General features: G+C 69.1%; 11 protein-coding genes. 5 read left to right on the top strand and 6 right to left on the bottom strand.

The features are described from left to right. The first annotated feature begins 87 nt into the window (after positions 1-87). Genes ACFQ91_RS15175 through ehuA form a run of 4 tightly spaced genes read left to right on the top strand, consistent with a single transcriptional unit; the run spans position 88 to position 3,231 of the window. Positions 88-969, top strand: a complete 882-nt coding sequence (locus ACFQ91_RS15175; protein ID WP_344251678.1) for a transporter substrate-binding domain-containing protein — start codon at positions 88-90, stop codon at positions 967-969. A gap of 15 nt (positions 970-984) precedes the next feature. Then, a complete protein-coding gene (ehuC, locus tag ACFQ91_RS15180) occupies positions 985-1,776 on the top strand; it encodes an ectoine/hydroxyectoine ABC transporter permease subunit EhuC (protein WP_344251677.1) in 792 nt (263 codons plus the stop codon). Further along, on the top strand, positions 1,773-2,432 hold the full coding sequence (ehuD, locus tag ACFQ91_RS15185) for an ectoine/hydroxyectoine ABC transporter permease subunit EhuD (protein WP_198499172.1): 660 nt from the start codon (positions 1,773-1,775) through the stop codon (positions 2,430-2,432). The genes ehuC and ehuD overlap by 4 nt, the downstream gene beginning before the upstream one ends. After that, positions 2,419-3,231 carry an ectoine/hydroxyectoine ABC transporter ATP-binding protein EhuA gene (gene ehuA, locus ACFQ91_RS15190; RefSeq protein WP_198499173.1) on the top strand — a complete coding sequence of 271 codons (813 nt, stop codon included), beginning with the start codon at positions 2,419-2,421 and terminating at the stop codon, positions 3,229-3,231. Before ehuD ends, ehuA begins: the two co-directional genes overlap by 14 nt. Before the next feature lie 86 nt (positions 3,232-3,317). Here ehuA and rsmD read toward each other — a convergent pair whose 3' ends face one another. The 4 genes from rsmD to thiL form a co-directional block, all read right to left on the bottom strand. Continuing rightward, a complete protein-coding gene (gene rsmD / locus ACFQ91_RS15195) occupies positions 3,318-3,902 on the bottom strand; it encodes a 16S rRNA (guanine(966)-N(2))-methyltransferase RsmD (RefSeq protein ID WP_198499174.1) in 585 nt (194 codons plus the stop codon). A gap of 72 nt (positions 3,903-3,974) precedes the next feature. After that, positions 3,975-6,122, bottom strand: coding sequence for an ATP-dependent DNA helicase RecG (locus tag ACFQ91_RS15200; protein ID WP_198499175.1), 2,148 nt, complete (start codon positions 6,120-6,122; stop codon positions 3,975-3,977). After that, the gene (locus tag ACFQ91_RS15205; RefSeq protein ID WP_198499176.1) at positions 6,119-7,750 is read right to left on the bottom strand and encodes a DAK2 domain-containing protein; all 1,632 of its coding nucleotides are present in this window, start codon (positions 7,748-7,750) and stop codon (positions 6,119-6,121) included. Before ACFQ91_RS15205 ends, ACFQ91_RS15200 begins: the two co-directional genes overlap by 4 nt. Positions 7,751-7,756: 6 nt before the next feature. Beyond that, the gene (gene thiL / locus ACFQ91_RS15210) at positions 7,757-8,809 is read right to left on the bottom strand and encodes a thiamine-phosphate kinase (RefSeq protein WP_198499177.1); all 1,053 of its coding nucleotides are present in this window, start codon (positions 8,807-8,809) and stop codon (positions 7,757-7,759) included. A gap of 34 nt (positions 8,810-8,843) precedes the next feature. On the opposite strand from thiL, the gene ACFQ91_RS15215 reads away from it, so the two are divergent. Continuing rightward, complete coding sequence (locus ACFQ91_RS15215; protein ID WP_198499178.1) at positions 8,844-9,437, top strand: DUF3515 domain-containing protein; 594 nt, start codon at positions 8,844-8,846, stop codon at positions 9,435-9,437. A gap of 44 nt (positions 9,438-9,481) precedes the next feature. On the opposite strand, the gene ACFQ91_RS15220 is transcribed toward ACFQ91_RS15215, so the two are convergent. Together ACFQ91_RS15220 and ACFQ91_RS15225 are read right to left on the bottom strand one after the other, a co-directional pair. Then, the gene (locus ACFQ91_RS15220; protein ID WP_198499179.1) at positions 9,482-10,603 is read right to left on the bottom strand and encodes a D-alanine--D-alanine ligase family protein; all 1,122 of its coding nucleotides are present in this window, start codon (positions 10,601-10,603) and stop codon (positions 9,482-9,484) included. A gap of 72 nt (positions 10,604-10,675) precedes the next feature. Continuing rightward, a complete protein-coding gene (locus ACFQ91_RS15225; protein WP_198499180.1) occupies positions 10,676-11,209 on the bottom strand; it encodes a YbhB/YbcL family Raf kinase inhibitor-like protein in 534 nt (177 codons plus the stop codon). Between the last annotated feature and the right edge of the window lie 19 nt (positions 11,210-11,228).

The raw sequence follows: 11,228 nt of genomic DNA on the forward strand, positions 1-11,228 counted from the left end.
CTTTGTCAGACAGTGTGACATCCGGACAGACACGGGATTGAATGGACGCTGAGATGCACGTCACAACGTTCTGAGAAAGGACCTGTCATGACCGTCATGAAAGGACTCGCCGCAGCGACATCGATCCTTGCACTCACCCTGACCCTGGGCGCGTGCGGCGGAAGCGACTCGGACAAGAGCACGCTCCAGCAGGCCATCGACGACGGCGAGATCACCGTGGGCTTCGCCGGTGAGGCCCCGTACAGCTTCGAAGAGGGCGGGGAACTCCAAGGGGCGAGCGTCGCGCTCGCCCGCGAGGTCTTCTCCAACCTCGGCGTCGAGAACCTCGACGGCGTCAACACGGAGTTCGGTTCCCTCATCCCCGGGCTCAACGCCGACCGCTTCAATGCGATCTCCGCGGGCATGTCGATCCTCCCCGATCGCTGCGAGCAGGCCGCCTTCGGCAACCCCGAGTTCATGTACACGACAGCTCTGATGACGAAGAAGGGCGCCGGCGAGGGCCTGACCAACCTCGACGACGTCAAGGCCAAGGGCCTCAAGCTCGCGACGATGACCGGCGCCATCGAGTCCGACTACGCCAAGCAGCTCGGCATCGAGGCCCAGCAGGTCGGCACCCCGCAGGACGGCATGGACGCCGTGACGACGGGCCGGGCCGATGTCTTCGCCCTCACCGGGATCTCGCTCAACTGGATGGCCCAGAACTCACCTGACGCCGACGTCGAGGTCAGCGAGTCCTTCGTCCAGGAGATCGACGGCGTGCCCCAGATCGGCGCCGGTGCCACGGTCTTCCGCTCCGACGACACCGAGCTGCGCGATGCGTGGAACGAGGAGCTCGACAAGATCGTCGGCGACGAGCAGGCGTACCTCGACATCGTCGGCCAGTACGGTTTCACCGCGGCGGAGCGCCCCGACGGTTCGATCACCACCGATCAGCTGTGCAAGGGCGAACTGCCGACTGCGAGCTCCTGACCCCGACCGCACCTCATGACCGACAAGTTCACAGCACTCCTCGACTTCCTCCCGCAGGTGTGGGAGGGAATCCAGGTCACACTCATCCTCACGGTCGCCGGAGCCGCCGGCGCCCTGGTCATCGCGATCGTCCTCGGACTCGCGATGACCTCGGCGCACGGCTGGCTGCGGATCCCGGCCCAGATCATCGTCGAGTTCTTCCGCGGCACGTCCCTGCTCGTGCAGCTCTTCTGGCTCTTCTACGTCCTCCCGCTCTTCGACGTCCAACTCGACCCGATGCTCTGCGGCATCGGCGCGCTGGCGCTCAACTACGGTGCCTATTCCGCCGAGGTGGTCCGGTCGTCGATCGCGACCGTGCCCAGGGGCCAATGGGAGGCGGCGATCGCGCTCAGCCTCTCCCCGGCCAGGCGGATGCTGCGGGTGATCTTCCCGCAGGCGTGGGCGCTGATGATCCCCTCCCTCGCGACCCTGCTCATCCAGCTCCTCAAGGGCACCGCGGTCGTCTCCTTCATCACGCTCTCGGACCTCAATGACAAGATCGGCCAGCTGCGGATGTCGACGAACGACACGTTCTTCGCGTACTCCGTCGGCCTCCTGATCTACTTCGTCATCGCCTGGCTGCTCCAGGAGTTCATGAACTTCCTCGAACGCCGGGCCGTCAAGCGCCTCGGCAGGCGGCGCCCGAATTCGCGCACCGACCGCCGGGCCGCCCGACGGGAGGCCCGCGTCGGCGCCACCCAGGTGGGCGGCCCGCAGACCGCCGCCGGGCAGAGCGCGGGCACCGTCAGATCCGGAGGGCCGCTGTGAACTGGAACTGGGAGTTCGCCGCCGAGGCTCTGCCGATCCTCCTGCGCGGCTTCGTCAACACGCTCATCGCCACCGTCGTCGGCACGATCATCGCCGTCATCCTCGGCCTCATCCTCGCCGTGGCGATCCGCTCCCTGCCGCGCTGGATCAATTGGGTCGTGCGTCTGTTCGTCGCGTTCGTCCGCAACACCCCGCTCGTCGTCCAGCTCGTCTTCGTCTACACCGGGTTCGCCGAGATCCCGGCGCTCGCGAGCATTCCGGCGCTCGCGATCGGCTCCGCGGTCATCGGCATCCACTATGCGACGTACATGTCGGAGAGCTACCGGGCCGGCATCGACGCGGTCCCACCCGGCCAGCGGGAGGCAGCCATCGCCCTCTCCCTGCCCCCGGTGCGCACCTTCACCGCGGTCATCCTTCCGCAGGCGCTGCGGGCGACGATCCCGTCGCTCGGCAACTACGCGGTCGCGATGTTCAAGGACACCCCGTTCCTCTTCGCGCTCTCCGTCGTCGAACTCGTCACCTCGGCGCAGCAGTTCGGCGCCTCGAAGTTCGCGTACACGGAAGCCTTCACCCTGGCCGGCCTCATCTTCCTCGCCGCCAGTTACCCGACCTCCCTCCTCATCCAACGATTGGAGCGGCGCCTTGCCACCTACTGACACCACCCCGTCCCCGCACATCGACACCACCGCCGGGGCACCGGCGATCGAGTTCCGGGATGTGGAGAAGCGGTTCGGAACGACGACGGTGCTCAAGGATCTCAACTTCACCGTCGCCCCAGGAGAGCGCGTCACCCTCATCGGCCCCAGCGGGTCGGGCAAGACGACGATCCTCCGCCTCGTCATGACCCTCGAGGAGCTCACCGGCGGGTACATCTACATCGACGGTCAGCCGCTGACCTTCGCCGAGCGCGACGGCAAACGGGTCGAGCTGCCGAAGAAGACGACGCGGCAGATGACGACGCGCATCGGCATGGTCTTCCAGCAGTTCAACCTCTTCCCCAACATGACGGTCATCGAGAACATCATCGAAGCCCCCGTCCATGTGCTCGGGAAGTCGAAGGAGGAGGCCGTCGCCGAGGCGAAGTCGCTGCTCGAGCGGGTCGGGCTCTCGGAGAAGGCCGATGAGCATCCGAGCCGCCTCTCCGGCGGGCAGCAGCAGCGCGTCGCGATCGCCCGCGCGCTGGCGATGAGCCCGGAGATCCTCCTCCTCGACGAGGTGACCTCGGCCCTCGACCCGGAACTCGTCGGCGACGTCCTCGCCGTGCTCCGCGACATCGCCGAGACCACGGACATCACGATGCTCCTCGTCACCCACGAGATGCAGTTCGCCCGTGAGGTCTCGGACCGGGTGATGATGTTCGACGGCGGACTCGTCCTCGAGGAGGGTCCGCCCGACCTCATCTTCAACGACCCGAGCCACGAGCGGACGAAATCGTTCCTCTCGAGCGTGCTCTGAGCCGCCCCACTCTCTCCGACGCGGTGAACCGGCAAATACGCGGTTAGCTAACGGCGTATTTGTCGGTTGAGGGCGTAATTCGCCGGTCAGGCGCCGGCGTCGACTTCGAGCTGGGCGAAATGCAGCGCCGTCTCGCCGAAGGTCTTCGAGCGGAAGACCTCGAGGCCCTCGGGCATCGTCGGCTCCGGTGCCCGGGACGAGCGTTCGATGACGACGATCGACTCCTCGTCGAGGTGGCTGCGCAGCCGACTGAGCACCTGCGTCACCGCGTCCTCCCCGAGCGGGTAGGGCGGGTCCATGAAGACGAGGTCGAAGACCCGGGCCTCGGGATGGGCCGGATCGGGCAGGGTGCCGAGGAACTGGACGACATCGGCGCTGCTCACCGCCGTCGAATGTCCGATGCCGAGCTTGTCCGCGTTCGCCTCGAGCGCCCGGATCGAGGCGAGGGACGAATCGACGAAGACGACCTGCGCCGCGCCCCGCGACATCGCCTCGAACCCGAGCCCGCCGGAGCCCGCGAAGAGGTCGAGGACGTTGGCGGCCTGAAGCACCCCGTAGCCTTCGAGCATCGAGAACAGCGACTCCTTGACCCGGTCGGAGGTCGGTCGCGTGGCGTTGCCGCCCGGGGTGACGAGCCGCGATCCCTTGTGCGCTCCCGCGATGATCCTCATAGCGCCCTCCTCAATCGGTCCGGAAACTGTCGGTCCGGATGGTGACAGTCCGGATGCGGACAGTTCAGATACTCAGTTTGCCTCAATGAAATGTGCGGAGTCCGCAGGCAGCACCCGCTGGCGGAACGCCCGCAGCGCCGGCATGTCCTCGAGGAACGGGTCGAAGTCGACGATCCTCTCCGCCTCGGCGCGGGCGGCGGTGAGGATATGGGTGTCGCGGAGCACCGAGAGATGGTGCAGCGACGACCCGCCCCACTGCGAAGCCCCGAGCACGTCGCCCTCACCGCGCAGATCGAGATCGTACTCGGCGAGCGCGAACCCGTCGAGGGTTCCGGCGACCGTGCGCAGCCGGTCGAAGCTCTCATCGGCCTCCGACAGGTCGGTGAGCAGGAAGCACATCGCCTCCGATCCGTCACGCCCGACCCGGCCCCGGAGCTGGTGGAGCTGGGCGATGCCGAAGCGGTCCGCCTCGGCGACGACCATCATCGTCGCCCGCGGCACGTCGACGCCGACCTCGATGACGGTCGTCGAGACGAGGATGTCGATCCGGCCGGTCGCGAAAGCGTGCATGACCTCGTCCTTCTCCGCCGTCGACATCCGCCCGTGGAGGAGACCGAAGCGCTGACCGGCGAGTTCGGGAGCGGCCTTGAGGGTCTCGAGGAACTCCTCGATGCCCGGGCGGACCCCTGTCACCTCCCCGGTCTCCGCGTTCTCGATGTCACTCGGTTCGATGCGGGGGAAGACGACGAACGTGCCCTTGTCCGCGTCGGCGGCCTGCCGGACGAGTTCGAGGATCCGCGACATCCAGTGCGGATGATCGCTCAGTGACACCGCATGCGTGGTGATGTGTTTGATGCCGGCCGGCATCTCCTCGAGCGTCGAGACGTCGAGGTCGGCGAAGACCGTCATCGCCACGGTCCGCGGGATCGGGGTCGCGGACATGACGAGGGTGTGCGGCACCGTCATCCCGCCCTTGGCCCGCAGCGCCTCCCGCTGCTCGACGCCGAAGCGGTGCTGCTCGTCGACGACGATAAGGCCGAGGCTGTCGAACATCGTCGAGTCCGACAGCAGCGCATGCGTGCCGACGACGATGTCGATCTGGCCCGTCGCCAGATCGAGGGCGAGCTGCTTGCGCTCCCTGGCCGGCATCGACCCGGTGAGCAGGGCGACCCGCACCTGGTCATCGCCGGAGAGCAGCGGGGACAGCGCCATCTGCTCGCCGAGGAGCTTCTCGATCGACGCGAAGTGCTGGGAGGCCAACACCTCGGTGGGGGCGAGCATCGCCGCCTGCGCCCCCGAGTCGACGGCCATGAGCATCGCCCGCAGCGCCACGACCGTCTTGCCCGAGCCGACATCGCCGTGGAGGAGGCGGTGCATCGCCGTCGTCTGCGCGAGGTCCCCGGCGATCTCCTGTCCGACCCGCTCCTGGGAGGCCGTGAGCGCGAACGGCAGGTCGTCGTCGAAGCGCCGGGATCGTTCGCCGACCCGCAGCAGCGGGGTCGCCTCGAACTGCTCGTAGGCCACCCGCCGGGAGACGAGCTCGGTCTGCAGGGCGAGCGCCTCCTCCCACTTCCACCGCAGGTTCGCCCGTTCGGTCGCCGCCGTCGTCGTCGGCCGGTGCATGTCGTTCAATGCAGTGCGCAGATCCGGCAGCCCGTACGTCTCCCGCAGGGCCCGGGGCAGCGGATCCTCGAACTCCTCGGGCCCGGCGACGTCGAGGAGGACCTTGATCGCCTTCCACAGCCGCGTCTGCGCGATCCCCTTGACCCGGGGGTAGATGGGGAACGGCGAGTTGAGGTCCTCAGGCGTCCACTTCGTGTCGTGCTCGTCCCGATTGAGCCACACCGGAGAGCCGAGGGTGAGCTGCCCCCGGTACTCCTCGACCTTGCCCGCGAAGACGACGACGAGGCCGGGGGTCAGCTGCGCGTCGAGCCACTGCTGGTTGAAGAACGCGATCTTCATCGACCGCTTCCCGTCGTGGACGATGACGTCGGTGATCGTCCCCCGCCGCTGCCGCATCCGCCGGGTGTCGACGGAGAGCACCTCGGCCTGGATGATCGCGGTCTCCCCCAGCGGCAGCTCGCCGAGCGGCGTCTTCTCCCCGGGCACGAGGAATCGCCTGGGGAAGAACCGGAGGAGATCCGTCACCGAGGTGACCCCCCGCTTCTTCAGGCCCGTGAGGTCCCGTTTGGAGAAGTAGTCCGCAAGCCGTGCGCTCATTCGACTCCCATGATGAGCAGGGTCGCCCGGTCCCGGGAGTCGATCTCCTGGAGGCGGACGTGGTCATGTGATTTCCGCAGCCATTCTCGCAGGTGGGAGAGCACCTCGGTGGAGCATCCGGGTCCGTGGACGACGGTGAGCAGCTCCCCTCCGGCGCCGAGGAGGCGGTCGGCGAGCTTGACGACGAGCGTGGAGAGCTCCGTGCTCTGCGACTTCGCCTTCCCGTCGATGACGACGCGGTAGAACTGCGAGGGATGCGCCCCCGCGGAGTCCTCGTCGACGACGTTGAGGGCGCCGGTGACGGCATGGATCTCGAGCTGTTCGGCGGAGACGATCGTGCCCATCCGGGTGCCCGCCGCCGCATCGGTCATGTCGGCGAAGATCTCCCCGACCGGGGCGAACGGGTCGTAGACGGCGAGCGCCGAGAGCAGGGTGGCGACGTTGCGGGAGCGGACGAGGTGCGCGCTGCCGCGCAGCCCCGCCAGTGCCGAGAGCGCCCCGGACGAGCTGGGGATGACGATGACGTCGCGCTCCTCGCTTGCGACGACCTCGGCCACGGCGGTCGCAAGCAGGTTCGGCCCGGTCCCCCGGCCCATGCCGGGCACGGCCTCGGGATCGACGACAGTCGGGTCGAGGACCGTGGCGCCGTTGAGGGCACAGTGGAGTTGGAGACCGGTGCCGCGGACGAGCGCGATGAGCGCCGTCTCCCCCGCCTCCTCGTGGAGTCGCAGATCCTCCATGTCGAGGCGGGCGATGCCGTCCTCGCCGAGGAGGTCGAGGACGGCCGCGGCCGCGGTCTCGTCGGCGACGTGGACGTGGACCTTGACCCCGTTGATGACGATCGACGTGCCGCCGAGCCCCTCGAGCGCCTCGGCGAGGTCGCCTGAAGGGGTGCGTCCGAGGACCGCGACGATCTCGAGCTCCTCGGCACGGGCCTCGTGGACGATGCGGGGCGCCTTCGCGACCTCCCCGATCATCGACCCCTGGCTCGTGCGGCCGGAGACGGTCGCGTAGAGGAGGTCGAAGAGTTCGACGATGCCCGTCGATCCCGCGTCGACGACCTCGGCCTCGCGGAGCACGGAGAGCTGACCGGTCGTCTCGCGCAGGGCGTCGCGGGAGCGCATGCGCACGGCGGAGATGAGGTCGACGAGGGCGGCTCCGTCGTCGGCCTGTTCGCGGGCTTCGGTCGCCATCGCGTCGAGGACCGTGAGCATCGTTCCGTCGACGGGCCGGGCCACGGCCTGTCGGGCCCTGTGGGAGGCGAGTTCGAGGGCGAAGGCGAGCGCTTCGGGCGTCGCGACGGTCACCCCGTCGAGGGCGTCGGCGACTCCCTGGAGGGCGACGGAGAGGATGAGGCCGGAGTTGCCGCGGGCACCGCGTTCGGCCCCGGCGGCCATCGCCTTGACGACCTCGGGCAGGGTGACCGGTCCGGTCAGCTCCTCGACGGCCCGGTAGGCCGCACGCAGGGTCTGGTACATGTTCGTCCCCGTGTCGCCGTCGGGGACGGGGAAGACGTTGAGTTCGTCGATCTCGGCGCGCTCACGGCGCAGCCGGTCGACGGCGCGCCGCGCCCACCTGGCGGCGAGGCGTCCGTTGAGCCCGATGGCCGGATTGGGTCCCACGTCCATCGTCCGTCACTTCCCGAAATGGCTGAAGCCGCTCGTCGGCACGGGTGCGCCGTCGAGGCTGACCCCGCTGCCTGCCTGCATCTCACCGATCCTCCGCCAGCCTACCGGGTCAGGACCGGGGTCGGCCGCCGACGCGACGAAGCCGTGGTCCTCCCCGCCGTCGAGGACCCAGTGGAGGGCCAGCGCCTCGGCGTCGGACCAGGACTGTGCGCTCTCCGCCTCCCCGTTTGCCGCCTGTGCGGCGATGACGTACTCCGCGGCCGGCAGCAGCGGGGCGAGGAGCGGGTCGAGGGCGGCCCGGTCGAGGTCGGCGTGCACCCCGGAGGCCTTCGCGATCCGACCGAGGTCGGTGCTCAGACCGTCGGAGGCGTCGATCATCGCCGAGGCGACCGGGCCCCCCGCACGCCCGGCGGCGATGAGCGCGGCGATCGCCGCGTAGTCCGGCTGCGGGGCGAGCTGAGTCTCGATGAGGGCGGTCAGCTCGCCGGGCAGCTCGCCCGGGCGGGCCCCGGCGAAGAGCAGGTCGAGGCCGGCGGCGGCGCGACCGAGGGTGCCGGCGAGCCAGATGCCGTCACCGGGCCTGGCCCCGGCCCGGGTGATCGCGTGACCGGCCTCGGCGGACCCGAGCGCGGTGATCGCGACGACGATGAGACCCGAGGACGAGAGGTCGCCGCCGATGACGGGCACCGCGGTCCGAAGCGCCTGCCCGGCCCGGTCGGCTTCGGCGACGATGCCCTGGAAGAGCGCTTCGAGGTCGGCCACCTCGGTGGTGTCGGGGACGGCGAGGGAGACGAGGAGTCCGTGCGGGAGGGCCCCCATCGCGCACACGTCGGCGAGGTTCTGGGCGGCGGCTTTGACGCCGAGGGCGTGCCAGTCCAGCCACGTGCGCGTGAAGTCCTCGTTCTCGACGAGCATGTCGGCAGTCGAGACGAGCCGGCCCGTGAGATTCGTCACGGCGGCATCGTCGCCTGGGCCGACGATCTCGACGGCACCTGCGCGTCTGTGGGCGAGAAGGCGGTCGAGCACGTCCGCTTCGCCGAGTTCGGACAGTTGTGGCATACATCCAACCCTATAGGGACGATACGGTAGTTCCATGCGTTCGTTCCTTCGCCGGTCGCCCGGCTCGCAGGCTCAGTCCAGCTCGCCCGTGCTGCGCTCCGCGGCCGCCGTGACCCTCGCCCTTCCCGTGCTCGGCATCGCCCTGTCCGGCTGCGCCCGCACGGTCGTCGTCGAACCCGCGGCGGATGCGGCGAACCCGCAGTGCGCGGACATCATGCTCCGCCTGCCCGACGAACTCGACGGCCAGCAGGTGCGCGACACCTCCTCGCAGGGCACGAAGGCGTGGGGCGATCCCAACGTCGCCGTCGTCCGCTGCGGCGTCACCCCGCCCGGTCCGACGACGGACCAGTGCGTGAGCGTCAGCGGCGTCGACTGGATCTCCAAGGGCGGGGAGGACGACGACACGTGGGTGTTCACGAGCTACGGACGGACCCCCGCCGTCGAGGTCCTCGTCAACCGCAAGCTCGCGTCGGGCTCCGATGTGCTCGCCACCGTCTCGCCGGCCATGCAGGTCTTCGAGGCCCAGGACCAGTGCGTCGGCGCCGAGGATGTCGGTGAGATCCCCGGTCAGCCGAGCACCCCGCCCGGTGACTCCGGCGTCGAGGTCTCCCCCGGCCCGACCCCCTGAGCGTCGGTTCCCCCGACCCCGGCGAGGGTCAGACCACCTGAGCGTCAGTCCCGCGTGCGGCGGGCGTGGTCGATGAGGGCGATGCTGATGAGTTCGCTCACCAGGCTCGGGTAGTCGATCCCGGAGTTCGCCCACATGAACGGGTACGCCGAGGTGGGGGTGAACCCGGGCAGCGTGTTGAGTTCGTTGATGATGACCTCACCGGAGTCCGTGACGAACGTGTCGACGCGGGCGAGCCCCGTGCAGTCGAAGAGCCGGAACACCGCGGCCGAGAGCTCCCGGATGCGTGCCGTCGTCGCCTCGTCGACCCGGGCCGGGCAGCTCAGCTGCGCATCGGCGAGGTCGAGGTACTTCGCGTTGAAGTCGTAGAAGTCGTGGTCGCCGGAGACTTCGATCTCCCCGGGGTAGGAGGTGCGCACCTCGGCGTCGAAGAGGGAGCCGAGCACCGCGCATTCGATCTCCCGGCCGATGACCTGCGGTTCGACGATGACCTTCGTGTCATGGGCGAACGCCTCGAGCAGAGCCGCCTCGAGGCCGTCGGGACCGGCGACGCGGCTGACGCCCATCGAGGAGCCGGCGCGGGCGGGCTTGACGAAGACGGGGAAGGTCAGGGCCGCCACCCGGGATTCGACATCGGCCCGGTCGGTCTGCCACATCGTCTCGGTGACGAGCTCCCACGGGCAGGTGGGGATGCCGGCGTGGGCGAGCAGGGTCTTCGTGTAGTGCTTGTCCATGCTCGCGGCCGAGGAGAAGACCCCGGAGCCGACGAACGCGGTGTCGCTGAGCTCGAAGAGCCCCTGCAGGGTCCCGTCCTCGCCGTACTGGCCGTGGAGGACGGGGAAGAAGACGTCGACGGTCTCGAGTTCGGTGACCGTGCCGTCGGCGTCGCGCTGGAGTAGCGGGGCCCCGACCGCGGAGACGCGGGGAATGATCTCTGTGCCGTTGTCGGTGACCTCGGGCATGTTCTCCGGGTCGAAGTGCATCTCGGCCCAGTCGTCGACGATGCGCCACACCCCCGACTTCGTGATGCCGATCGGCAGGACCCGGTAGGCCTCGTCGTCGATGGCGCTGATCACCCCTGCCGCCGTGACGCAGCTGACGGAGTGTTCACTCGAGCGTCCTCCGAAGAGAACTGCGACGAGCGGCCGGTGATCGGTGTCTGACATATCGGTCCTTGATCGGGGATGGAACTCATCGTCCCCGCACGCCCGAGCGTGCGGGGACTGGGAAACTCTAGCTCAGTCGGCCTCGTATGTGCATTCGAGCCACGCGCGGCCGATGCCCTTGAAGTACATGTTGAAGCCGGCGAACGCCGGCGTCGAGGAGGCGTCGATGCCGAGCGGCTCGGAGAGTGCAGTGACGATGAAGTAGTAGCGGTGGGGTCCGTGTCCCTCGGGCGGGGCGGCGCCGACGAAACGGGGCTGACCGGCGTCGTTGGGCAGGGTCACGGCGCCGGCGGGCAGGAGGTCGGCCTCCGGGTTGCCGGCGTCGGTGGGCAGGGAGGTCACCGAGGCGTCGAGGTCGATGACGGCCCAGTGCCAGAATCCGGAGCCGGTCGGGGCGTCGGGGTCGTAGCAGGTCACGGCGAACGCCTTCGTCTCCGCGGGGAAGCCCGACCACGACAGCTGCGGGGACTTGTCCTCACCGCCGGGCACGCCCATGATGCCGGAGGCCTGCGGGGCCGGGAGGGCCGCCCCGTTCTCGATGTCGGTGCTCGTGATCTCGAAGGTCGGAAGCTCGGGAAGGTTGAAGAACGGTGAGTTGACGCTCATGGGTGCTCCTTGGGCTCGT

This window comes from Brevibacterium sp. NPDC056726 (genome assembly GCF_042790515.1).
GTDB lineage: Bacteria > Actinomycetota > Actinomycetes > Actinomycetales > Brevibacteriaceae > Brevibacterium > Brevibacterium sanguinis.